Here is a 21,815-nt window from a genome sequence, read left to right on the forward strand (position 1 = left end):
CCGAATCAGCATGGCACCACTATGGTTAAGAGGTACGAATCGGGGGATTCATGAACAACTATGGAATGTTAGTGGCTGAAATTAATACTAGATTAAGATTTGTGTACCGATTTGAACTAGATATAGTGGCACCAGGCGAATATGGCACTAATTTTCATGTGGAAACGTTAACGGCATATTAAGAAATCGCTTGTGGTCATTTTTCTAACTCAATGTTGACGCAATCGTCCGAAGCGGAAATTATTTTGCTAATTCACGCAGTGATTGAGTTATTGACAGAAGTTCGACGCGTTCGTTGTCCATTTCCCATAGCCCGTAGCAACCAGATTGGCGATCACCCGGCAGACATATTTCTTCTGTGCGGGATCATTGTTGGGGCCTGCATGATAACGGGCGACTGCCATCGTCCAGGTCTCATGCCGCGCGTGAAGCCTGGAGAGAAACTGAGCGGCATATTCGACATTCTTTCGCGGGTTGAGCATCTCGTCCGGCGAGCTGAAATTTTCTCCGTGGAAATAGTAATTGATCTGCATGCAACCAAGATCGATCAGTTTGGCACCCTGCGCCCGCGCCGCCGCAAAGCGCTGCAGAACGTCTCCGGCGCTGTTTTCAAAGTAAGCCTTGCCCTCGATATTCATCGCAAACGGCTGAAGCGATCCCTTCCTGCCGGTCTCCGTCAAACCGACAGAATAGAGAATGCCCGCCGGTATCTGATACTTCGCCGCCGCCGCCGTGATCTCGCTTTCGCAGACACCGGCGCTCGCGAATACGCTACATGTAGACGTCACCAGTGCGGTTAAGCTCAGCCCCAGAAGACGCATCGCCCGTCCCTTCATTGCCCGTCCACCTTCCGCGACCTTGTTCCTGACCGCCATTGTCATTGCGCTGCCCTCTCGAGCCATCCCCAGCCGCCTCGCGGCCCTGCTGCCCCGCCTGAGGCTGTGCCTGCTGCTGCGCGTTGTTGCTGCTGGAGGTATCCGAGGCATTGAAAACGATGTTGACCTGATCGACGGCGAAACCCTGCGCGCGCAAGGCCCTGACCATGGCGGACTGATCGTCGCTCAATTGCCGGAACGCATCACCGGTTTCCACCTTGATCTCAACCTGCAGCTCGTCATCCTTGAGCCTGAGCGTCGCGGTCACCATGCCGAGGTCGATCGGGTGCATCTGGATCTTCAAGGTGTTGAGAACTTTGCCGGTGGAGGCCTGCGTCAACGGTGTCTCGGCCCCAGTGCCACCCGGCTGTAGCGCACGGGCCCATTCCGGATTGCCAGCGATCTGGTTGGTTACGGCCGCCGCATTGCTGGAAGGTGCTAAGCCGAGATACCGGCGCGCTTCCAGCACGGTGACGTTTTCAGCCTTGGCAGTAGCGGCAGACACGTCGTTCTTGGCGACAGTCCTGTCTCCGTCCGACGCCAGGCTCATGGACACCGCCTGCCCCTTGCCATCGGCGCGGGCGAAGCGGAACACTTGATCGGTTCCGGCCTCAGTGGCGTTCTTGACCGCGTTCGCATCGCCAGCCATCTGCGCCTCGGCCTTGACCGCATCCTTCCCGGCAGGCTTCGCCTTGCCGGCCCGTTCGGCCAGCGCCTGGAATTCAGACATTCCCCGCGTCGCTTCTGCTCCAGCAGGCTGGTTTGCAACAACCGGTTTCTGGGCTGCATCCAGAAGACTGAGCAGTTGACTGACATCGCCCGTCACCGCGTCCATCGCTTCATTCTGCGGGTTCTCCGCCGATGCCTCATCGGGTTTTGCAGTTTTATCGCCGGTCTTGGTGGCGCCTACTTCAGCATTCTTCAACAGGCTGGCACTCTTTTCCCCGATCGGCCCATCAACGGTTTTGCCCGCGTCCTCACCAATTCCTGCAAAGTTTGCCTGCATCAGGGAGAACTTTTGCGCATGATCGCCCTTTGCTGCGGCCAAAGAACCTTGCGCCGGGATTGTCTTGCCTGAGAGGTGAGCGTCCGCCGTGCTGGAAGAGCCGAATGAGGATTTCATGAAGCCATCGCTTTCCGTAGCAAGATCCTGCAGCGACGGAAGAGCCTTCGCTTCGGCGTCGGAAGCCAGCGGATCGATGCCGCTCTCCTTGGCCGACGCAGTAAGCTTTTCAGCCGCGGAATCGGGCTTCGATGGGAGATCGTCGGCAATGGCCGGCTGCTTCTTCTTGCCGGCATCGGCGAAAGCACTTTCGAAGGCCGCCTTCTGATTGGCGGCGTCCATGTCATGCGACTTGCCTGACGCGTTGGCGCCCGCCTTGCCCGAGCGTACCGGACTTGCGGCCAAAAGGTTATCGTCCACGAATGTCATGGCTGGTCTTCCCCCTTCAGGAGAGAATCGATCTCGTCGAGCTTCGAGCGGCCTGTGCTCAGAAACGCATCGAGAACCGGATCAACTGGCCCCTGCTCAGACGAGGCCGCCTGCGGCACCGCATTGGGTTGAGCCGCTTTCAAAGCCGCTTCCGATGCCGGTGTTGCAAACGGGCTGTCACCGCTGCCGGTGGCCACTCCGCTCTCTTCCATGGTAATATCGGATTTGACATTAGAAACAGATGCTTGCGTCAAGCTTTCCGGATTGGGTGCACGCAGCACTTCCTCCGCGATGACCCTCGCCGCCTCACGCAACGCGCGATCCCTGGGCGAGAGTTCCGCTTCGGGAATGGCGCTGATGTCCTTGACCGCTTCAAGAATGCCTTTGGAGGGAATACCGACAAGGCCGGAATAGAGGCTGGCCAAGGCCTTGGGACCTGCATCTGCGGCATCGGAGAGATCTTGCGCCCGCGTCGACGCGAGCGTTGCCAGTTCCTGCATGCCGCCGATCGCTGCGCGGCGAGCAATGCGCAAATAGACCTCGCGCTGCCGCGGCTTGTCCATGAAGCCAAGAATTTCCTGGATCTTTATTTCCGTCTTCTCATTGTAGTTGGCAACAGCCAATTCGACGAAAACATCGGCGAACTGGCTGGCATAGGGAGATGTCAGGAAGCGCCGGGCATAGGAGAGCGAATAGGCAAAGCCCTTGTCCGGCATGCCGCCCCGGGTTGCCAGCGCGATCGAACGCCGCAAGGCAGCTTCCTCGATATTGGTACCCGGTGAGGTCAGACGCGCCCAATCGTAATATTGCACCGATTTCGCCGGGTTCTGCTGGGCTGTCGCATTTCCTAGCACCAGATAGAGATAGGGGCCGACCCGTGAATTCCGGTATTCCGGAACGGCTTTCGCCAAGCTTTCCACCATCAGCCCACCCTTGCCGGCCAGATAATGGCTCAGCGCGTCGATGACGCGGGTATCGAAATTGCCTTCGATGTCGTGGTTGGCAAGGTAGGACAACGTTTCCGGATTGCCGCCGCTCATCGCATAGATGAAGGCAGCATCGACATTGCGCGGATCATCGAAGACCGTGGGATCGGCCTCGCGCAACCGCTTGTCGATCGCCGCCAGCATGAAGCGCTGCATTTCGGCTGCTGAATGATCGCCGAGCACGATGGCGTCCTGGATTGCCTGCAGCGAGCGCAGCATCTTGTAGGGCGCCAAGTCCTCCGGACCTTGCGCATGCACGGCCGTCGCCGGGGTTGTCCCGACGGCACATGCACAAAGAAGGAGGGTGCGGATCGCCTTCAGCATAACCATCAGCCCTGGTTCGTCTGCAGCAGGATTTCGATACGACGATTGGCCGGTGCCAGCGGATCCTTGGTATCTTGGAGGCGCTTGTCGGCAAAGCCGCTGATCTGGCTGACGCGGCTCTCCGCAAGGCCGCCGCGAATGAGCATATAATAGGCGCTCTGGGCGCGATCGGACGACAGCCGCCAATTGTCATAGGCGCCCTTCTTGAACGGCCGTGCGTCCGTATGGCCCCGAATGGCAATGGCGCCGCTGCGAGCCGATAGGAGCTTTCCGATCTTTTCCATGGCGATGACCATGTCCTTTTCAGGTACGGCCGAGCCGAGCCCGAACATCGGCGTGTCGGCCTGCTCACTGATCGTCACCAGAAGCCCTCCCTCCGTTGGCGTTACCAACAGACCTTCGGCGAGCTTACCGGCGGAACCGCCGATTTCCTTTTCGATATCGGCCTTAAGGGACTTGGCGGCATCTTCACCGGATTTGACCGGCGTCGTGCTTTCGGCGGCAGCAGGCGCATCAATTGCGGACTTGTCCGATGCATCCTTCTTGGCGGCCTCGGACTGATCTGCCAAGGCTGCAATCTCTTGCTTGGATGCGTCCGCCGGACCGTTACCAGCCTTGGCTTCGAGACTGTCGCCACCTTTTTCCGCGTTCTGCAACTCGACCTGTTTCGTCCAGAAGTCAGGGTCGAACGGATCGCGGTAGGCTTCGCCACCATCTGCACCGGTCGCGGGTCCAGACGTCGATGCGCCACCCTCACCCTTGGCGCTGATATTGGCATTGCGGCCGACTTCGTTGACGATTTCAGACATGACCGAATAGGGATTTTCAAAGAAGTCGGCGTCGGAATACTGGGTTTCCTCGCCTGACGTCGCAGTCATGTCATCGCCGCTTTTCGCCGATCCGCCGGTCTTCGTCTCCGTTCCATCGACCTTCGACTTCATCTGGTCTTCTTCACCCTTGGCATCCTTGGCCGGCTGCTTGACGCCTTTTTCGGACGGCTTTGCGTCGGTCAGTTGCACGGGGTTGAAATAGGACGCGAGCGCCGCCTTCGTCTGCGGGTTGGCGGCATTGATCAACCACATGACGAGAAAGAACGCCATCATCGCCGTCATGAAGTCGGCATAGGCAATCTTCCAGGCGCCACCGTGATGTCCGTCGTGGCCGCCACTGTGACGCTTGATGATGATGATTTCGTTCTTGCCGTGGTGGTGGCCGTCATTCTCGCTCATGCCAGCACCTTGCCTACGGTATCGGCCCAGGCGGCCATACGCGTCACCAGAATGGAATCGCCGAATTCGACCGAAAGATCGACATCGTCGGTTTCCAGGTGACGGAAAATCAGGGTTTCATCATTGAGGTGACGTTTCAGCGCCTCGAAGAGCGGCGCAGGCCCCTTGACGGTGATCTTGACGCCCTCGCCGGCGCCGATCGACAAGGTGATCATCCGGGCGAGATCGGCGATAGACTTCTGCAGCAGCACGCTGTCCATGACGGGCGCCAGCACCCGTGCCGTCTGATCTGACAGCATAGCCGCAAGCTGCGACCCCATGTCGGAAAAGCGATCGTAGATCATCGCGGCGATTTCGTTTTCGCAGCGCACGCGCATGGCCTCAAGTTCGGCAGCGTGGCGCGCATTCAGTGCGCTGATTTCAGCCTCGTGAAGCGCAAGCTGCTCCTTTTCCGCTTCCCGCCGCCCCTGCGCGAACGCCTCACTGCGCTCGGCGTCAATATCGATCTGGGGCTGGGCCTGCGGCTTCATGACAAAAGCACCATCAGCCGGGAAGTCGTCGTCCAGATCCGGAAAATACCTTGGCGGAACCAGGGACAGCTCGACCTTCGGCGCGCTGAAATCCTTGAGATAGCGGGAGATGGACGCGCTCATCGGCGGCCTCCACAGTCCGTGGTCAAGACCGGGTCAGCCATCCATACGGACCGCGTTGGGCTAACAAGCCTGAAAACAAAAGTCTGTGACACTTCCGGAATGTCTCCTTCAGGACCCAGCGGAGCAGGAGTGCCGCAGGCCCGAACATTTTCAATCCGTACCAGCCTGCCGCCGGAAGGACCGGCAGTACAGACAGCATACAACGGCAGCACAACAATCATCTTGGCTGGCAACCCGGATGAGGATGGCTGCGATTGGAGACTATCCGGTCAAACTTGTGCGAAAATGTAGGTCAGAGATATATCAGCCCGGCGGAAAATCTCCGGCAGGCGAAACCGGCAAAAGGTGTTGGACCGCACCTGGGCAATAGGCGCGGTCCAACCGTTTCCACCTGCCGATGACCGGCGGCCTGGCGGAAAAGAGGCCGTCCCCTCACGAAAGGGGGAACGGCGGCAGGGGTGCCGAGACCGGTTTCATGCCCGCCGGTCCGGCGCGTTCAGGCTTACTGTTGGAACAGACGCAGGATGTTTTCGGAATTGGTGTTGGCAATCGACAGTGCCTGAATGCCCAGCTGCTGTTGCGTCTGCAGCGCCTTCAGCCGGGTCGATTCCTCGTTCATGTCGGCATCCACCAAACGGCCCACGCCCTTGTCGATCACATCCATCAGATTGGCGACAAAGTTTTCCTGCATGTCGATGCGGCTGGTGATGGCACCGAGCGTCGAAGCGGAGTCGGTCAAGCTACTGAAAATGGCATCGACAGCTTTGATCATGCCTTCGATATCATCATAGCTGGTGCCAGCCGTCAGTTCGATGACATTACCTGCCGCCGCAGTGCCGCCGCTAAACGCAAGCAGCTTATAAGTTGCAGTTGCGGTCGTCGTGCCGTTCGGCTGCGTGACCACAACGCCCTTGGTCAACTGCCCCTTGGAGGCATCCTTGGTATCGATCAGGATTGACGCAGCAGTGTCGTAGTCCAACGTCGACACCGACACCGTACCGTTCGTCGAGCGGTTGAAGGATGCCACGATGGACTTGGTACCCGCCGGCGTCGTGCTGTCATTGTACAGCCAGTTTTCGCCCGAGAACGACGCGGATTCAGCTGCGGATGCCAGCTGGTTCTTGAGCTCGGTCAGTTCCTTGTTGATTTTCGTCTTGTCCACGCCCGGTTCGCGTGCGGCGACCAGCTTGGCCTTGATCTCGGACACGACATCAATGGCGGAACTCATACCGGCATAGGATGTGTCAACCTTCGCAGCACCCAGCCCGAGCGCGTCCTGAACGGTCGAGAGAGCGGCGTTGTCGGAGCGCATGGTGGTCGCGATCGACCAGTATGCAGCGTTGTCGGCTGCGGTCTCGACGCGATAGCCGGACGAAATGCGGTTCTGCACTTCTTCCATGTTCGTATTGATCGAACGCAATGTCTGGAGAGCCGCCATCGCGGCGGAATTGGTCAAAATGCTGGTCATGGTCATTGCCCCAGTTCGAAATTAAACGGAACATTCCGGATCGGACCGGCAGCGACGGGACCAGCGTCATGCAAACTGCCCCATGTTTTGCCCAGGGACAGCCTATCGCTCTTAACGAACACTTAACAATCATATGGTTAACAAATCATTAAGCGCGTTAGCAAGTGCGTAATCAAAATGAACAAAAATAAAGATCAATTGCCATTTCGTTAACGACCGCGATACGAGGTAAGCAAGCACGAAAAAGCCGCGCCCCTTGTGGGACGCGGCTTGTAGGCTATCCGGCGGGCCAAAGGTGAACTTAGCTCGCCGACGCTATCGTCTTGCCTGTTCCGATTAACGGAAGAGCGAGAGGATGTTTTCCGAATTGGAGTTGGCGATCGAGAGCGACTGGATCCCGAGCTGCTGCTGTGTCTGCAGGGCCTTGAGGCGGGTCGACTCTTCGTTCATGTCGGCATCGACGAGGCGGCCGACGCCCTTGTCGATCACGTCCATCAGGTCGGCCATGAAGTCGTCCTGCATCGAGATGCGGGTGTTCGTGGCGCCGAGCGTGGCAGCAGCATCCGTGAGGTTGGTCAGCATCTTGTCGACGGCGCTGATCATGCCTTCGATGTTGTCGTCGCTGGTTGTTGCCGTCAGTTCGATGACGGTACCCGTTACGCCGGTACCACCAGCACTGACCAGGCGATACGTAGCAGCAGCCGTCGTTGCGCCGCTCGGCTGGGTGACAGCAATGTCCTGGGTCAGCCGACCCTTTGTGGCATCCTTGGTGTCGATCAGAACCGATGTCGAAGCATCGAATTTCAGAACGCCAACCGCAACGTTGCCAGAAGCGTCACGTGTGAAGGAGCCGACCATTTCCTTGGTACCGAGGGCAGCGGTCGAGTCGTTGTAGAGCCAGTTTTCACCGGAGAAGGAAGCCGACTGCGCCGTCGAAACCAGCTGGTTCTTCAGTTCCGTCAGTTCCTTGTTGATCTTCAGCTTGTCAACACCCGGTTCGCGGGAAGCAACCAGCTTGGCCTTGATTTCCGAAACGACGTCGATAGCGGCGTTCAAACCGGTGTAGGCGGTGTCTGTCTTGGCAGCGCCGAGACCGAGAGCGTCCTGAACCGTGGAGAGAGCCTTGTTGTCCGACTTCATGGTCGTTGCGATCGACCAGTAAGCGGCGTTGTCGGCAGCGGTTTCGACGCGCAGGCCGGAAGAGACGCGGCCCTGGGTCATTTCCATGCCGGAATTGATCGAGCGCAGCGTCGAGAGTGCTGCCATTGCAGCCGAATTGGTGAGAATGCTTGTCATGGTAATACTGCCCCTTTTGAACAGGTGAAAATGGAAGGGACATTCCGGTCGTTACCGGGAAACAGCGGCCAGCCTCATGCCTGCTAACGCGTTAATTTCTTTGGTTAACCCGCTGTTTCGATGGGCATAGAAAACACCAACATGGTTAAAGAAAACCTAAAGACGGAAAACATTTTTTCGCGGCAAAGAAAAAACCGCACCTCTTGCGAGATGCGGTTTTCGATAGGTCGCGGGATCCGCCGTTTGGGGGGGATGGCGGCCCCGTACCTTTTTTCGATTAGCGGAACAGCGACAGGATGTTCTGCGAGTCCGAGTTGGCGATCGAGAGAGCCTGGATGCCGAGCTGCTGCTGTGTCTGCAGGGCCTTGAGGCGGGTCGACTCTTCGTTCATGTCGGCATCGACGAGGCGGCCGACGCCCTTGTCGATCACGTCCATCAGGTCGGCCATGAAGTCGTCCTGCATACCGATACGCTTGTTGGTAGCGCCCAGCGTTGCAGCGGAGTCCGTCAGGTTGGTCAGCATCTTGTCGACGGCGCTGATCATGCCTTCGATGTTGTCATCGCTGGTTGTTGCCGTCAGTTCAATGACGGTACCCGTCGCACCTGTACCACCAGCGCTCACCAGGCGGTATGTGGCAGCAGCCGTCGTTGCGCCGCTCGGCTGGGTGACAGAGATGTCCTTGGTCAGCTGACCCTTTGTGGCATCCTTGGTGTCGATCAGAACCGATGTCGAAGCATCGAATTTCAGAACGCCAACCGCAACGTTGCCAGAAGCGTCACGTGTGAAGGAGCCGACCATTTCCTTGGTACCAAGGGCAGCAGTCGAGTCGTTGTAGAGCCAGTTTTCACCGGAGAAGGAAGCCGACTGCGCCGTCGAAACCAGCTGGTTCTTCAGTTCCGTCAGTTCCTTGTTGATCTTCAGCTTGTCAACGCCCGGTTCGCGAGCAGCAACCAGCTTGGCCTTGATTTCGGAAACAACGTCGATGGCTGCGTTCAAACCGGTATAGGCAGTGTCTGTCTTGGCAGCGCCGAGACCGAGAGCGTCCTGAACCGTGGAGAGAGCCTTGTTGTCCGACTTCATGGTCGTTGCGATCGACCAGTAAGCGGAGTTGTCGGCAGCGGTGCCAACCTTCAGGCCGGACGAAATACGACCCTGGGTCGTTTCCATGTCGGAGCTGATGGAGCGCAGCGTCGAGAGTGCTGCCATTGCAGAAGAGTTTGTCAGGATGCTTGTCATTGGGGTTGTCCCTCTAGATACAAAATACAAGATTGGGGACATACCGGACTAAATACTTACCGGTGATAACGGCTCGGCATCATGCCACTCGGTCCCTGTTGGTCAGGAAATCCAAATCCGTTATGTGAGGGCAATGTCGCAGGCAAACGTTGCGATATGTTTAAATGCCCTGCGGACATGCGCGCTGCACCGGTTGTCCGCGCATGCAGCCAAGATCGCAGACAATCAAAAATTATTGTTACAATTCAATTAGTTGGAAATTTCCGCCAAGACGTTTCCATCTCAAAAAAGAGACGAAACGTTAACCACGACGGCGAGATCAGCTGAACGATCGGACCAAACTGCCGACCAGGAGGTTCCAGCCGTCGATGAGCACGAAGAAGAGGATCTTGAAAGGCAACGAGATCGACGTCGGTGGCAGCATCATCATGCCCATGGCCATGGTGATGGTGGCAACGATCAGGTCGATCACCAGGAACGGCAGCATGATCAGAAAGCCGATCTCAAACCCGCGCCTGATTTCCGAAATCATGAAGGCCGGCACCACGGCACGCAGATCGACCTTGTCTCCGACGACGACAGTCTGCCCCTTCTCTTGGGCGATATCGATGAACAGTTGCAGATCCTTGTCGCGGGTGTTTGCGAGCATGAATTCGCGGAACGGTTCCGAGATGCGCGTCATCGCCTCCGTTTCCGTGATCTGGTTCTGCAGCAGCGGATTGACGCCATTCTGCCAGGCCCGGTCGAAGGTTGGCGCCATGACATAGAAAGTCATGAACAGCGCAAGGCTGACCATGATCATGTTGGACGGCGTGGTAGCGAGCCCCATGCCGGTGCGCAGGATCGCAAACGCAATGACGAAGCGCGGAAAGCTCGTCACCATGATGAGAATGCCAGGCGCGACCGACAGGACGGTCAAAAGGCCGAATGTGCGGATGATCCACGACGCCACCGAGCCGTCGATAGGCGTGTTGAGGATATCGGCGGGAAAGCCTTGCGCTCCCGCGATACCTGACATCGCCACCATGGCGGCTATGAATGCGATAGTCCGGATCATGAGCGAATCATTGAATAACGAATGTCCTGAAGATGACATTGGTTACGCGCCCTTCGGAGCGAAGGTCAACCCGTTCTTCGATGTCATCCTTGAGATACTGGAATCCGCGTGGCCCTTGTATCTGCTGCAGTGACACAGTTTTGAGGTAGGCAGCGATGTCCTGATGTATCTGTTCCGCCATCGCCACGTCGGGCGCACCTTTGAAAAGAAGAGCAACTTCAAGCCGGATCCAGTTTTCGGTCGGATAGGCAAGATTGGTGGTGATCGCGTCAAGCTGCACGACGCCGTTGGCCTCGGTTGCGATCTTCGGCAACCCTTCGTCCTTCTTGCCGGCTTCGCCCTCGGGTTTCTGGCCGGCGTTTTTCAGGGCGACTGCTGCCTTGGCGTCCTCGACGATCTTGGCCTCTTCGGCGGTCAGCGGTTTGGGCGCCAGCATGCCACCGATCAGCCAGCCGCCGCCACCGGCGATCATTGTCAGAACCGCAAGCGCGGCGATCATGATGACCGGCGACGACTTCTTCGGGCCGCCAGTGGCGAGATCGGCTTCTTCCATCTTCAAAATCCATCAAGAGTTGGCGCTTACGCGGCACTGCCTGCCGTCAGATCGGCGAAACGATGTCCATGACCTGCTGGCCCCATGGCGGTTGCTGAACCTCGGTCAACCGGCCGCGCCCACCATAGGAGATGCGTGCCTCGGCAATCTTCTCGTAGGAAATCATGTTCTTCGCATCGACGTCGTAGGGCCGTACGATGCCGGCGACATTGAGAATGCGAATTTCGTGGTTGACGCGGACCTCCTGGGAACCGCTGATCAGGAGATTGCCGTTTTCGAGAACGCCCGTGACGACAGCTGCGACCAGGAGGACAAGCTTTTCGGAGCGCTCCGTCGTGCCCTCGCCCTTCGACTTGGTGTTCGAGCCATAGTCGAGCCCGCCATTCCAGCCAAAGTCGCTCGTCTGGGACTTACCATTGGCGCCGATTTTGAAACCGCTGTCATTGGTGCGGCTTCGATCCGTCTTGTTGTCGAACGAGGCCTTGTCGTCGATGCGGATATCCACAGTCAGGATATCGCCGACCTTCAGCGCGCGGGCATCCTTGAACAGGGCCGACTGATTATCGCTCCAGAGCGAATAGCCGTTCATGACCTGGCGCGGCTCCTTCGGATACATCGCCATCTGCGGCGTCTGCGCATATTGCAGTCCGCTACCGATCGGGCTCATGGCCGGAGCCCTGCCGATCTCGTTGAATGTCTGGTTCTGGCAACCTGCCAGCATGCTGGCGGCAAGAAGAACCGAAATCGGATATCTCATGACGGTTCCTTCGATGTATCCGGGTCTGTGGCGCTCGAGATGACATTGGTGACGACCGCTGCCTTCTCATTGCTCATTTCGCTTAGGATCAGGCTCGACTGGCGCGGTGGAAGCGACATGATGATCGCCGCAGCGACACCGGGATTGACAAGCTCCAGCTTGGCCGCCGCCGCATCCGCCTTCATTGTCTTGTAGATTCCGACGAGACCGATCTGCGCCTGCTTGAGAAAATCGTTACGGCGCTTCAGCCAGTCCTCGTATTCGGAGCGGCGCTTCTCGAGCGTCGCGATGCGTTCATCAATCTCGAACTGCAGCTTCTCAAGATCCTTCTTCTGCAAAAGATACCGCTGGTCACGTGCCGCGTCGGCGATGTTGGTGCAGAACCGCTGGATCTCGTCGCCATTGGCCGGAATAGCTGCGGCCGGTGCGGCAACCTCCTGAGCGAACGCGCCGGGAATGGCCAACATGGTGCAGCCGGCGGCGATCATCATCAGGCGGCGGCGCAGGCCACTGGAAACGCTGGGTAGACGATGGGTCATCATTGCAAGACAAGCTCCGCCTGAAGGGCACCCGCTGTCTTGATGCCCTGGAGAATTGAGATGATGCCGTCCGGCTTCACCCCGATACTATTGAGGCCGGAGACGAGCGAACGCAGGTTGGAGCCGTTGAGGATAGCCACCGTGCCACCGTCCTCGGAGGCCTGAATTGTCGTGTTCGGCTCAATCTCGGTACGGCCGCGCGAGAATGGTTCCGGCTGCACGACGGTCGGCGTTTCGGTTACCTGGACTGTCAATGTTCCATAACTGACCGCGACCTGATTGATCCGCACGTCCTGGCCGATGACAATTGTGCCGGTTCGCTCATTGATGACCACGCGCGCAGGCACATCGGTCTCGACAACGAGATTCTCAATATCGGCCATCAGGCGGGACAGATCAGCCATCTTCGGCTTGTCGATGACGACGGCCTGGGAATCACGAGCCTCGGCAATGCTACCGCCGAATTGGGTCTTGCCGTAACGATTGATGGCAGCCGCCATGCCGACCGCAGTCGAAAAGTCCGGATTTCTCAACTGCAGAACAAGATTGAACCCATCCTTGAATTTGGCTGGGAGTTCACGCTCGATGATCGCACCGTTCGGAACGCGGCCGGATGTGGTGATACCCTGCGTTATGGACGCGGCATCGCCCTGCGCACTGAAACCGGTCACGACGACCGATCCTTGCGCCACCGCATAAATCTGACCGTCAGCGCCGGAAAGGGACGTCATGACCAGCGTGCCACCGCGAAGCGATGTGGAATCACCAAGCGACCCAACCGTCACGTCGATGCGGCTTCCGGGGCTGGCAAAAGGCGGTAGGTTGGCAGTAACCAGGACCGCCGCAATGTTCTTCGAACGGGATTCGTTGTCCTGTGTCGAAATACCGAGATTCTGCAGCATGGCGCGCAAGGATTGCGCGGTAAACGGCGCGGAGCGCAGGCTGTCGCCGGTACCCTGAAGTCCGACCACCAGGCCATAACCGATCAGCTGGTTTTCGCGGCCAGCCTGTAACGAGGCGATATCCTTGATGCGCGATGCGGCCTGTGCCGGCGCGATCGTCATCGAAAGAACCGCAGCGATTGCCAGGCACCATTTGCCGAAACGAAAGATCATTTTGCCACCACGTGAATTGTACCGTCGTCCATCACCGTTCCGGAGACGATGATGCCGGAATCGGTATTGCGCACCCGGATCAGATCGCCGACTGCGGCATTTTCCAGCGGCGCACCGCCGGCTGTGATCGTGAGGGGGCCGTTGGAAAAGACGATCCGGACCGCCTTTCCGCGCTCGACCGCATAAGGCTCGCGCAATGCAGAGACGAGAATGACGCGCCCCTGAAGCAGGGTGCGGCTCGTCACCTTGCCAGTCACCTGGTCGGCCGAGACCGCATAGTCGCCGGTCAGAGCCGGGTTAGTGACCTCGACCTCTTCCAAACGATGGGCATCAATGACTTCACCAGGATAGATCGTCTGGGTCGGAATGACCGCCATGCGCCTTTCGGCCAGAACCGGTTGCGAAGACAGCAGTCCGGCACACATGACGCCAGTGACGCCCAGCACCCGCAAAATCAAATTCCCGCAGGTAGCGACAGCCTTAAGCCGCGGCAGATTGGCAGTCCGGCGAAACGTCATGTTTGCCACTCCCTCTTTTATCTCAGGTTCTTGCTGACCGTCGCGGCCATTTCGTCGGCGGCCTGGATGATCTTGGAGTTCATTTCATAGGCGCGCTGAGCGGAGATCAGGTCGGTGATTTCCTTGACCGGATCGACGTTCGACGCTTCGAGGTATTTCTGCTTGATCTGGGCATAACCCGGATCGGCCGGAGTGCCGATCACGGCCTCGCCCGAAGCCGGCGTCTGCTTGAAGAGATTGTCGCCCTGTGGCTCGAGGCCCGCCTCGTTGACGAAGTTTGCGATCGTCAGCTGGCCAAGCACGGTCGGCGTGGTGTCGTTACCCACACGGACTGAAACTTCACCGGACGCACTGACGGTAATTTCGCTGGCGTTCTGCGGCACAGTGATTTCCGGAACGACCGTATAGCCATCGATGGTGACGAGCTGGCCATCCGCATTGGTGTTGAAAGCGCCGGCGCGGGTATAGGCCGTCTCGCCATCCGGCGTCTCGATCTGGAACCAGCCGCGGCCGATCAGCGCCATATCCAGGCTGTTGCCCGTGCTGATCAGGCTGCCCTGCAGATGCAGATTGCGGACGGCGGACGTCTGCACGCCGAGACCGATCATGGCGCCTTCCGGAACGATCGCCTGGTTGGCGCGGTTCGGCACGCCCTGGGCGCGCTCGGTCTGATATAGAAGGTCGGAGAACTCGGCCCGTGCGCGCTTGTAGCCAGTCGTGTTGATGTTCGCGATATTGTTCGCGATCACTTCCAAGTTCAGCTGCTGGGCATTCATGCCTGTCGCGGCGATCGAAAGAGCCTTCATTACATTTTTCCTTTAGATCGGCATGCGTGCGATTTCGAGATAGGCGCTGACGACCTTGTCCCGGATGGCGATGGCGGTTTGCAGCGACTGCTCGGCGTTCATCACGGAATCGATGACTTCGCGGGTATTGGCTTCGCCGCGGATGCCCTGGATCGAGTTGACTTCCGACTGCCTCAAGCCGTTGGTCATCTCGGTCGCCATGTTGCCCATCACCTCGGCAAAGCTCTGCGACTTGCCAGCAGTGGCCGCGCCACCGAGAATGCTCTGGGCCGACGAAGCGCTCGACGTGGACGTCGCGTCCTTGACGGTCGAAATTGCCGCGTTGATGGTCTTGATTGCGTCGATCATTATTGTGATGCCCTGAGAAGGTCGATTGTTGCGGAGATCAGGTCACGTGCCTGCTTCGTTGTCTGAAGATTGGCCTCGTAGGAGCGGTTTGCTTCCCGCATGTCGGCCATTTCGATCAGCACGTTGACGTTCGGCATCTTGACCATGCCCTTGTCATCGGCTGCCGGGTTGCCCGGATCGAATTCGACGGAGAAGTCGGAATCGTCCGTTCCCAGGCGCTGAACTTCAACGGTGGAGGCGCCGCTGGCGCGATCGATTTCCGCTGCGAAACTGACCGTCTTGCGGCGATAGGGATCTGTGCCCGGCGCATCACCGCTGGAGCGCGCGTTGGCAATGTTTTCGGAAACGATGCGCAGGCGCGTCGATTCCGCTTCGAGACCGGAGGCCGAAACCTTGAGAGCTGAAACGAGAGGATCCATCGCCGTTATTTCCGTACCGTCATGAGCATCATCCGGTGAAACGCCTTTACGAGCCCCGCATTGAGCTCATAGTCGCGCTTGATTTCACCGGTTTTCATCAGTTCCTTCTCCAGCCGGACGCTGTTGCCCGACTGCTGAACCTCGACATCGTCAAGCATGCTGGTTTCCGTCACCTGCGCGGCGCTGCTGCCATCGGTAAAGTGCGCGGGATTGGTGGCTGCCATCTGAAAGCCGGTTTGCTGCATCACGCTTTCGAACGGCTTGACGTCCTTGGCTGCGTAATGCGGCGTGTTGGCATTGGCGACATTGCCGGCGACGACGTTCTGGCGGACTGCCAGCCATTGCGCCTGCCGGGACGCGAGATCGAAAAGCTGTATAGGTTGCATCATGCGACTCCATGCTTGTTGCTGGAGAACCTAGGTACGCAATCTTGCGTGGGACTGAATTGGATGGCGTATTGGAAGCGCGGCGGCGGCAGGCTTTGCAAGGTGATGCTTTTTGGCACTGCATTGGCCTGCCCGGCACAAGAGGCGGGAGCGGCAGTGCGAACGGCCTTGCCCATTTCCGGTCAAAGGACCGGAAAGCATGGATCATACTCGATGATCAAGAATCACAGGTTTGATCAGCCTGATCGTCAGATCAATCCGCCTGAAAAACATCCCCCTTGGAAGTGATCATCACCCAGCGCCCGTCGCGCTGCTCCAGTGTGGCAAGCCGGCTGTTGTCGGGAAGTGCGGAGCCAATACGGACAATGTACATACCGTTGCTGTCTTCGATCAATGCGCGACCGTTGGCAACGTGCATCAGCTTGAAGCTGGTCGCAGAAGGGAATGGCTGTTCCAGGTCATCCTGGACGCCGGGCTTTTTAGGCCCCTCAGAATTCGGGACCGTGGCAGTCGTCAGCTGGTCGATGGCAGACTGTGTCGCCGCATCGCGCTCCAACATGGCTGTCGGAGATGCGGAACCGCCCGGGCCTTCGCGACCCGGCACATCGCGCGTATTGCCCTGCCAAAGTGCCGGCATCGAGAACTTGTCCTGGTGCAGGAAGGCATACCAGGGAAAGAATGTGGCAGCCGCGGCGAGCGCAACACCCGTCACACCCAAAGCCTTGTCGATCAGCGGCGTGCGTTCGCTACGCTTGCGCTGCGGCACGATTTCATCGGCGTCATAATCAATCATGACCTATCCCCTCCGCATGTTTCCGACCTGACCGGCGTTGGCTGCCGCCTTCAGCGCATTGGCGAGGTCGGTGAACGCATCGAAGGCCGGGCGCTCGCCGGGTGTCTGTTTCAAAATGTCGTAGATGACGGGGACCTGCTTGATCGCCATGTCCAGATCCGGATCACTGCCCGGCCGGTAACCGCCGATCAGGCGTAGATCGCGCGTTTCCTCGAAGCGGTGAATAAGCGACTTCAGCCGCCCGACAAGCTTTTCCTGATCCGGCGTCCAGGCTTTTCGCGCCAGGCGCGAGACGGAAGCAAGCGGATTGACCGGCGGGTAGCGCCCTTCCTCGGCAAGGCTGCGGTCCATGACAATATGGCCGTCGAGAATACCGCGGGTCGAGTCTGCGATCGGATCGTTGTGATTGTCACCGTCGACGAGGATCGAGATGATCGCGGTGATCGTCCCCGCCCCTTCCGCACCCGGACCTGCCCGCTCCAGCAGCCGCGGCAGCTCGGTAAAGACCGACGCAGGGTAGCCGCGGGCAATCGGCGGCTCGCCCGATGCGGTGGCGACTTCGCGGATGGCATGGGCAAAACGGGTGACGCTGTCGACGATCAGAAGCACGTTGTCGCCCTGGTCGCGGTAGTGCTCGGCAATGGTGATGGCCGTCAGCGGCGCCATCTTGCGCAGCATCGGGCTTTCATCGCTGGTCGCGACTACGGCGACCGACTTGGACAGGTTTTCGCCGAGCGTATCCTCGATGAATTCGCGGACTTCACGGCCACGTTCGCCGACCAGCGCAATGACAACCTTGTCGAACGCATCGGCACGCGCCAGCATCGACAGCAAGGTCGACTTGCCGACACCGGAACCGGCGAAGACGCCCAGACGCTGGCCAAGGCAGAGCGGAGAAAAGATGTCGATCGCCCGCACACCGGTACGAAATCCGTGCTCGACCCGCTTGCGGGTCATCGACGGCGGCGCAGTATTGGAGATCGGCCGACGGACATCGCCCTGCAGCAGGGGGCCGCGTCCATCAATGGGTTCACCGAGCGAATTGATCGTGCGTCCGCACCAACTTTCCGTCGGCGCAATGCGGAAGGCACCCTTGCGGATCACCGTGTCATGAATGCCGATCGGATCGCCCGGTTCGATCGGGCAGACAACCACTGTTTCCTGCTCGACCTTGACGACTTCGCCAAGATGGACGCCGGTTGAACTCTTGTGGGCTACAAAATCGCCAAGGCGGACATGCCGGGACAGCCCGGTGACGGTATAATATCCCGCCGAAATCGACTGGACGTGGCCGCCGGGTGCGATCGAGAATTCCGGATTGGAATAGCGCCCGACGAGGCCGCCAAGCGCTGCAAGCGATGTCGACGAATTGCTGATCTGGATCTTGTCGTTCTGCATGCCGGTTCCTGCCGTCTGCCGCAATGCCGGAAAAGCACCGGGGCGTGGCGTTGGTCCTGTCGAAAATCTGAAATGCTACTTGCTGCCGCCGAGTGTCTTGATCGCTTCGCTCAGCGACGTTTCGCTGTCGCGCATCAACGCCGAGATATTTTCGAAGGCGCGCGATACCATGATCAGCTGCGACATTTCCTGAACCGGGTTGACGTTGGATTCCTCGACATAGCCCTGCATCACGCCGACATCGAACCGATCGACAACCGGCTCCGGTGCGGAGTTTGGAATTACGGCGCTGTTGTCATGGCGGGCAAAGCCATTGGCGAAATTGGCTTCGTAGAGCCCGAGCACTGCAACCTGGGTTCCATCCTGCTGAATGGCGCCATCGGCACCAACCTTGATTTCACTGGCTTGCGAGTTGAGCTGGATCGGCGCGCCGCCTGCATCAAGAACCGGGTATCCGCGCAGCGTGACCAGGTCGCCCGTTTCCGTCATTGTGAAGCGGCCATCGCGTGTCAGCGCCAAGCCGCCGGGCGTTTCAATCTGGAACCAGGCGTCCCCCTTGACGGCGAAATCCAGCTGATTGCCCGTCTGACTCAGACCACCATTGTTGGTATTGAGAAATTCCTTGCCCTCGGACACGAACGACACCTTCGTCGGGCGCGTGTCACCGAGCACCTGATTGAATTTCACTTCCGTCGAGCGGAAGCCGACGGTACTGGAATTGGCGACATTGTCGGCCAGCGTGTTCATGCGTTTTTCAAGCGCCATCTGCGAAGAGACGGCAACATAGAGACCGGTCTGCATTTCAGCGTCCCCCGAGTTTCAGTGTATTGATGGAAAGGAGGAGATCGGAGGAAATGCCATAACCGCTGGATGAGCCAAACACGGCCAGCGGGTCATAAGGGTCCGAAGAATTGTTGAGTTCCCAAAGAGCGGTAAACCGTTCGAGCAGTTTCGACAGTTTGGCCGGGTCCTTGAAATCCTTGATATCGATTGCCTTGTCGATGGCGGCTGCCTGCTTGTCGATATCGGCAGCGGCAAACTCGTCCGGCATCTGCAGCAGGGTGCGCGTGACCTGCGCCAGCGCGTCGTCGGCCAGCAATCCGAAGGCGCTGGTAATGGTCGGCGCAGTGCGCTCGAAATAGAGCGCCAGCCGGACGCCGGCATTGTCTTCGCCTGCGGTCTGTTCCAGGGTCTGGCGCATGTATTTGTCCGCCACGCCCTTTTGGGCCTTCTCGAAAGAGGTTGCCGCCGTGCCGTTGCGGGCAAAGTTCAGCGATTCCACCAGGCTCGAATAGCGGCTGTCGGTGAGCTGCTTGGCAAACGCATCATCCTTATCGACGCCTTCCGTCAGAACCTTGCGCATGAACGCCTTGGCGTACCCCATGTCCTCAAGGCCGTGCGCCTTGATCGCGTAATTATAGAGCCGCGTATCGGCGAAGAAGTCGTCGACGGTTTTGACGTTGCCGATATTGGCGAGGTAATATTCGGTCTCGCGCGCCACATCCGGCTGCTCGGACACCCGCTCCAGCGACTTGCTGAGATTGCCTGCGATCATCTGGTAGCTGGTGTAAGTCGTCGTCACGACGTTTCCCCGTTCATCCATTTTAAAGACGCATTGCGCGCCGGTTGAACGGAAACCTGACGGTTGTTGCTTGCGCGAACCTGATTCCCTGCAAGGCCGCGCAAAAGTGGCCAACAGCCAGCCTCACGCAAGGCTGACGGCCTAACGATACCGTCGAAAATCCACCATTGCGGCAGGTATCGAAATGAACATCATCATCGGGCTCCTCTTGACATTGGGCTGTATCCTCGGCGGCTTCATTGCCATGGGCGGCCATATGGAGGTCCTGAATCAGCCCTTCGAGCTTGTCATCATCGGCGGTGCCGGCATTGGCGGCTACATCATGGCCAACTCCATGAAAACGCTCAAGGATACCGGCAAGGCGCTGGGCGAGGCTTTTGCCCACAAGGTGCCGAAGGAGCGCAATTATCTGGATACGCTGGGCGTGCTCTACAGCCTGATGCGCGACCTGCGCACCAAGTCGCGCAACGAGATCGAAAGCCACATCGACAATCCGGACGAATCCTCGATCTTCCAGTCGGCTCCAACTGTCCTGAAGAACAAGGAACTGACAGCCTTCATCTGCGATTATGTCCGTCTCATCATCATCGGCAATGCCCGCAGCCACGAGATCGAGGCGTTGATGGACGAGGAAATCAACACCATCACCCATGACAAGATGAAACCCTATCACGCGCTGACCACCATGAGCGACGCCTTCCCGGCCATCGGCATCGTCGCCGCCGTTCTCGGCGTTATCAAGGCCATGGGCGCCATCTCCGAATCCCCGGAAGTGCTGGGCGGCAAGATCGCCGCCGCACTCGTCGGCACCATGCTTGGCATCTTCCTGTCCTACTGCGTCGCCAGCCCGGTCATCGCCAACATCAAGGCTGTTCGCGACAAGCAGAACCGCCTCTACATCATCGTCAAACAGACGCTGCTTGCCTACATGAACGGCTCGGTTCCGCAGGTTGCGCTCGAATACGGCCGCAAGACCATTTCGGCTTACGAGCGTCCGTCGATCGATGCCGTCGAGCAGGAAATGATGAACCCTGGTGGCGGCGGCGAAAGCAAGGCGGCCTGATCCGATGACCTCAGCGACCCAGAACAACGTCTATACCTTCGACCGCAAACTGCTCGCCCGGATGACCGGTGCGCTCGGCGATACCAAGACGATCAGTAAACTGTGCAGCGATCTCGGCCACGTCTTTGCCGAGTTCCTGCCCGATATTTTCCACAACGAGACCGGTCTCGACATCGAGATCGGCTATGCTGGCTTCGATATGGGCCTGAAGAGCGAGCTGATCGCCAATCTCGGCAATGGCGTTGCATTGTGCGACACCTCGTTGCGTAACTGGTGCCCCGATTTCGTCATCAGCTGCGATAGCCCGGTCATCATTACACTGATGGAAATCCTGCTCGGCGCGCCGGCAAATGCCATCGAGGAACCGAAGCCCAGGTCGCTATCGAACATCGAGCTCGATGTTGCGACGATGATCTTCGAAAAGGTCGCCGATGTGCTGAAATCGGCAGTCGCGGTTGCCGGCAGCTTCGAACCCGTCGTCGGACGCCCTTACAATGCCAGCCAGCGGCCGGCTCCGGATCCAGACGTCGCCGATGTCTACGCCGCCTGCATCAACGTGACGATGGGCCTTGGGCCCGTTCTTTCGACCTTCTCGATCATCGTGCCGCAGCAGACCCTGTTGAAAACGGCCGTTGTCTTCCCAAAAGGTGTTGGTCAGGGTCGCAAGGCCAAGGGCGCCTGGGGCGAACAGCTTGAACAGCAGGTTCGCCGTTCGACGGTAAGCCTGGAAGCGCGCATCAAGCTGCAGAGCCTGACGCTGGATACAATCAGCCGCCTTCAGCCCGGCGACGTCATTCCGTTCCAAGATGCCAAGGATGTGCGCGTCGAGATCAACGCCAACGGCCGCGATCTCTATATCTGCGAATTCGGGCGCGCTGGCACAAAATACACGGTGCGGATCAAGGATACCCACGGTTCGGAGAGCGACATTCTCCACCACCTGATGAGTTAAAAACCCCCTGCCTTACCCGGCAACATGGT

24 protein-coding genes are annotated in these 21,815 nt (G+C 58.7%); 2 read left to right on the forward strand and 22 right to left on the reverse strand.

Annotated features, from left to right (window positions below; genetic code table 11):
- Positions 1-269 precede the first annotated feature (269 nt).
- From ACSQ3J_RS04570 to ACSQ3J_RS04675, 22 genes are all read right to left on the reverse strand, one after another.
- Complete coding sequence (locus ACSQ3J_RS04570) at positions 270-821, reverse strand: transglycosylase SLT domain-containing protein (protein WP_060504643.1); 552 nt, start codon at positions 819-821, stop codon at positions 270-272.
- Positions 772-2,307 carry a flagellar hook-length control protein FliK gene (fliK, locus tag ACSQ3J_RS04575; RefSeq protein ID WP_060504642.1) on the reverse strand — a complete coding sequence of 512 codons (1,536 nt, stop codon included), beginning with the start codon at positions 2,305-2,307 and terminating at the stop codon, positions 772-774. The genes ACSQ3J_RS04570 and fliK overlap by 50 nt, the downstream gene beginning before the upstream one ends.
- Complete coding sequence (motC, locus tag ACSQ3J_RS04580; protein ID WP_060504872.1) at positions 2,304-3,617, reverse strand: chemotaxis protein MotC; 1,314 nt, start codon at positions 3,615-3,617, stop codon at positions 2,304-2,306. The genes fliK and motC overlap by 4 nt, the downstream gene beginning before the upstream one ends.
- A 5-nt stretch (positions 3,618-3,622) precedes the next feature.
- Entirely contained in the window at positions 3,623-4,846 is a 1,224-nt protein-coding gene (locus ACSQ3J_RS04585; protein ID WP_060504641.1) for a MotB family protein, read from the reverse strand.
- Positions 4,843-5,499 carry a hypothetical protein gene (locus tag ACSQ3J_RS04590; RefSeq protein WP_060504640.1) on the reverse strand — a complete coding sequence of 219 codons (657 nt, stop codon included), beginning with the start codon at positions 5,497-5,499 and terminating at the stop codon, positions 4,843-4,845. Before ACSQ3J_RS04590 ends, ACSQ3J_RS04585 begins: the two co-directional genes overlap by 4 nt.
- 502 nt (positions 5,500-6,001) lie before the next feature.
- Positions 6,002-6,967: a flagellin gene (locus ACSQ3J_RS04595; RefSeq protein ID WP_060504871.1), complete on the reverse strand. Its 966-nt coding sequence runs from the start codon at positions 6,965-6,967 to the stop codon at positions 6,002-6,004.
- A 336-nt stretch (positions 6,968-7,303) separates the two neighbouring features.
- Positions 7,304-8,263 (reverse strand): flagellin, encoded by a 960-nt coding sequence (locus ACSQ3J_RS04600; RefSeq protein ID WP_112834561.1) that lies wholly within the window; start codon positions 8,261-8,263, stop codon positions 7,304-7,306.
- A 277-nt stretch (positions 8,264-8,540) separates the two neighbouring features.
- Complete coding sequence (locus ACSQ3J_RS04605; RefSeq protein ID WP_436038729.1) at positions 8,541-9,500, reverse strand: flagellin; 960 nt, start codon at positions 9,498-9,500, stop codon at positions 8,541-8,543.
- Between the two features lie 319 nt (positions 9,501-9,819).
- Positions 9,820-10,557 (reverse strand): flagellar type III secretion system pore protein FliP, encoded by a 738-nt coding sequence (fliP, locus tag ACSQ3J_RS04610; RefSeq protein ID WP_060500185.1) that lies wholly within the window; start codon positions 10,555-10,557, stop codon positions 9,820-9,822.
- Positions 10,558-10,564: 7 nt separating this feature from the next.
- Positions 10,565-11,110: a flagellar basal body-associated FliL family protein gene (locus tag ACSQ3J_RS04615; RefSeq protein ID WP_060500187.1), complete on the reverse strand. Its 546-nt coding sequence runs from the start codon at positions 11,108-11,110 to the stop codon at positions 10,565-10,567.
- Between the two features lie 46 nt (positions 11,111-11,156).
- Entirely contained in the window at positions 11,157-11,867 is a 711-nt protein-coding gene (flgH, locus tag ACSQ3J_RS04620) for a flagellar basal body L-ring protein FlgH (protein ID WP_060500189.1), read from the reverse strand.
- Positions 11,864-12,358, reverse strand: coding sequence for a MotE family protein (locus ACSQ3J_RS04625; protein WP_244481802.1), 495 nt, complete (start codon positions 12,356-12,358; stop codon positions 11,864-11,866). Before ACSQ3J_RS04625 ends, flgH begins: the two co-directional genes overlap by 4 nt.
- Before the next feature lie 47 nt (positions 12,359-12,405).
- A complete protein-coding gene (locus tag ACSQ3J_RS04630; protein ID WP_060500191.1) occupies positions 12,406-13,521 on the reverse strand; it encodes a flagellar basal body P-ring protein FlgI in 1,116 nt (371 codons plus the stop codon).
- The gene (gene flgA, locus ACSQ3J_RS04635; RefSeq protein WP_244481805.1) at positions 13,518-13,946 is read right to left on the reverse strand and encodes a flagellar basal body P-ring formation chaperone FlgA; all 429 of its coding nucleotides are present in this window, start codon (positions 13,944-13,946) and stop codon (positions 13,518-13,520) included. Before flgA ends, ACSQ3J_RS04630 begins: the two co-directional genes overlap by 4 nt.
- A 110-nt stretch (positions 13,947-14,056) precedes the next feature.
- On the reverse strand, positions 14,057-14,845 hold the full coding sequence (gene flgG, locus ACSQ3J_RS04640; protein ID WP_060500195.1) for a flagellar basal-body rod protein FlgG: 789 nt from the start codon (positions 14,843-14,845) through the stop codon (positions 14,057-14,059).
- Positions 14,846-14,857: 12 nt separating this feature from the next.
- On the reverse strand, positions 14,858-15,193 hold the full coding sequence (locus ACSQ3J_RS04645) for a flagellar hook-basal body complex protein FliE (protein ID WP_060500197.1): 336 nt from the start codon (positions 15,191-15,193) through the stop codon (positions 14,858-14,860).
- A complete protein-coding gene (flgC, locus tag ACSQ3J_RS04650) occupies positions 15,193-15,612 on the reverse strand; it encodes a flagellar basal body rod protein FlgC (protein WP_060500199.1) in 420 nt (139 codons plus the stop codon). Before flgC ends, ACSQ3J_RS04645 begins: the two co-directional genes overlap by 1 nt.
- A 5-nt stretch (positions 15,613-15,617) precedes the next feature.
- On the reverse strand, positions 15,618-15,998 hold the full coding sequence (gene flgB, locus ACSQ3J_RS04655; RefSeq protein WP_060501310.1) for a flagellar basal body rod protein FlgB: 381 nt from the start codon (positions 15,996-15,998) through the stop codon (positions 15,618-15,620).
- A gap of 253 nt (positions 15,999-16,251) precedes the next feature.
- A complete protein-coding gene (locus ACSQ3J_RS04660) occupies positions 16,252-16,791 on the reverse strand; it encodes a hypothetical protein (protein WP_060500201.1) in 540 nt (179 codons plus the stop codon).
- A gap of 3 nt (positions 16,792-16,794) precedes the next feature.
- Positions 16,795-18,189, reverse strand: a complete 1,395-nt coding sequence (gene fliI, locus ACSQ3J_RS04665) for a flagellar protein export ATPase FliI (RefSeq protein ID WP_060508755.1) — start codon at positions 18,187-18,189, stop codon at positions 16,795-16,797.
- A gap of 75 nt (positions 18,190-18,264) precedes the next feature.
- The gene (flgF, locus tag ACSQ3J_RS04670; RefSeq protein ID WP_060500205.1) at positions 18,265-18,990 is read right to left on the reverse strand and encodes a flagellar basal-body rod protein FlgF; all 726 of its coding nucleotides are present in this window, start codon (positions 18,988-18,990) and stop codon (positions 18,265-18,267) included.
- Between the two features lies 1 nt (position 18,991).
- Positions 18,992-19,771 carry a DUF1217 domain-containing protein gene (locus ACSQ3J_RS04675; protein WP_060501312.1) on the reverse strand — a complete coding sequence of 260 codons (780 nt, stop codon included), beginning with the start codon at positions 19,769-19,771 and terminating at the stop codon, positions 18,992-18,994.
- 184 nt (positions 19,772-19,955) lie between these two features.
- Here ACSQ3J_RS04675 and motA point away from each other — a divergent pair, with 184 nt between their 5' ends.
- Both motA and ACSQ3J_RS04685 read left to right on the forward strand, forming a co-directional pair.
- Positions 19,956-20,834, forward strand: coding sequence for a flagellar motor stator protein MotA (gene motA / locus ACSQ3J_RS04680; RefSeq protein WP_060500206.1), 879 nt, complete (start codon positions 19,956-19,958; stop codon positions 20,832-20,834).
- 4 nt (positions 20,835-20,838) lie between these two features.
- Positions 20,839-21,786, forward strand: coding sequence for a FliM/FliN family flagellar motor switch protein (locus ACSQ3J_RS04685; protein WP_060501314.1), 948 nt, complete (start codon positions 20,839-20,841; stop codon positions 21,784-21,786).
- Positions 21,787-21,815: the final 29 nt, after the last annotated feature.

The sequence above is a fragment of the Rhizobium sp. LjRoot98 genome (assembly GCF_964252935.1).
Lineage (GTDB): Bacteria > Pseudomonadota > Alphaproteobacteria > Rhizobiales > Rhizobiaceae > Pararhizobium.

Excerpts from the sequence above, each read along its gene's own strand:
- ACSQ3J_RS04570 (WP_060504643.1), bottom strand. The coding sequence starts at position 821 with ATGCGTCTTCTGGGGCTGAGCTTAACCGCACTGGTGACGTCTACATGT.
- fliK (WP_060504642.1), bottom strand. The coding sequence starts at position 2,307 with ATGACATTCGTGGACGATAACCTTTTGGCCGCAAGTCCGGTACGCTCG.
- motC (WP_060504872.1), bottom strand. The coding sequence starts at position 3,617 with ATGCTGAAGGCGATCCGCACCCTCCTTCTTTGTGCATGTGCCGTCGGG.
- ACSQ3J_RS04585 (WP_060504641.1), bottom strand. The coding sequence starts at position 4,846 with ATGAGCGAGAATGACGGCCACCACCACGGCAAGAACGAAATCATCATC.
- ACSQ3J_RS04590 (WP_060504640.1), bottom strand. The coding sequence starts at position 5,499 with ATGAGCGCGTCCATCTCCCGCTATCTCAAGGATTTCAGCGCGCCGAAG.
- ACSQ3J_RS04595 (WP_060504871.1), bottom strand. The coding sequence starts at position 6,967 with ATGACCAGCATTTTGACCAATTCCGCCGCGATGGCGGCTCTCCAGACA.
- ACSQ3J_RS04600 (WP_112834561.1), bottom strand. The coding sequence starts at position 8,263 with ATGACAAGCATTCTCACCAATTCGGCTGCAATGGCAGCACTCTCGACG.
- ACSQ3J_RS04605 (WP_436038729.1), bottom strand. The coding sequence starts at position 9,500 with ATGACAAGCATCCTGACAAACTCTTCTGCAATGGCAGCACTCTCGACG.
- fliP (WP_060500185.1), bottom strand. The coding sequence starts at position 10,557 with ATGATCCGGACTATCGCATTCATAGCCGCCATGGTGGCGATGTCAGGT.
- ACSQ3J_RS04615 (WP_060500187.1), bottom strand. The coding sequence starts at position 11,110 with ATGGAAGAAGCCGATCTCGCCACTGGCGGCCCGAAGAAGTCGTCGCCG.
- flgH (WP_060500189.1), bottom strand. The coding sequence starts at position 11,867 with ATGAGATATCCGATTTCGGTTCTTCTTGCCGCCAGCATGCTGGCAGGT.
- ACSQ3J_RS04625 (WP_244481802.1), bottom strand. The coding sequence starts at position 12,358 with ATGATGATCGCCGCCGGCTGCACCATGTTGGCCATTCCCGGCGCGTTC.
- ACSQ3J_RS04630 (WP_060500191.1), bottom strand. The coding sequence starts at position 13,521 with ATGATCTTTCGTTTCGGCAAATGGTGCCTGGCAATCGCTGCGGTTCTT.
- flgA (WP_244481805.1), bottom strand. The coding sequence starts at position 13,946 with ATGTGTGCCGGACTGCTGTCTTCGCAACCGGTTCTGGCCGAAAGGCGC.
- flgG (WP_060500195.1), bottom strand. The coding sequence starts at position 14,845 with ATGAAGGCTCTTTCGATCGCCGCGACAGGCATGAATGCCCAGCAGCTG.
- ACSQ3J_RS04645 (WP_060500197.1), bottom strand. The coding sequence starts at position 15,193 with ATGATCGACGCAATCAAGACCATCAACGCGGCAATTTCGACCGTCAAG.
- flgC (WP_060500199.1), bottom strand. The coding sequence starts at position 15,612 with ATGGATCCTCTCGTTTCAGCTCTCAAGGTTTCGGCCTCCGGTCTCGAA.
- flgB (WP_060501310.1), bottom strand. The coding sequence starts at position 15,998 with ATGCAACCTATACAGCTTTTCGATCTCGCGTCCCGGCAGGCGCAATGG.
- ACSQ3J_RS04660 (WP_060500201.1), bottom strand. The coding sequence starts at position 16,791 with ATGATTGATTATGACGCCGATGAAATCGTGCCGCAGCGCAAGCGTAGC.
- fliI (WP_060508755.1), bottom strand. The coding sequence starts at position 18,189 with ATGCAGAACGACAAGATCCAGATCAGCAATTCGTCGACATCGCTTGCA.
- flgF (WP_060500205.1), bottom strand. The coding sequence starts at position 18,990 with ATGCAGACCGGTCTCTATGTTGCCGTCTCTTCGCAGATGGCGCTTGAA.
- motA (WP_060500206.1), top strand. The coding sequence starts at position 19,956 with ATGAACATCATCATCGGGCTCCTCTTGACATTGGGCTGTATCCTCGGC.
- ACSQ3J_RS04685 (WP_060501314.1), top strand. The coding sequence starts at position 20,839 with ATGACCTCAGCGACCCAGAACAACGTCTATACCTTCGACCGCAAACTG.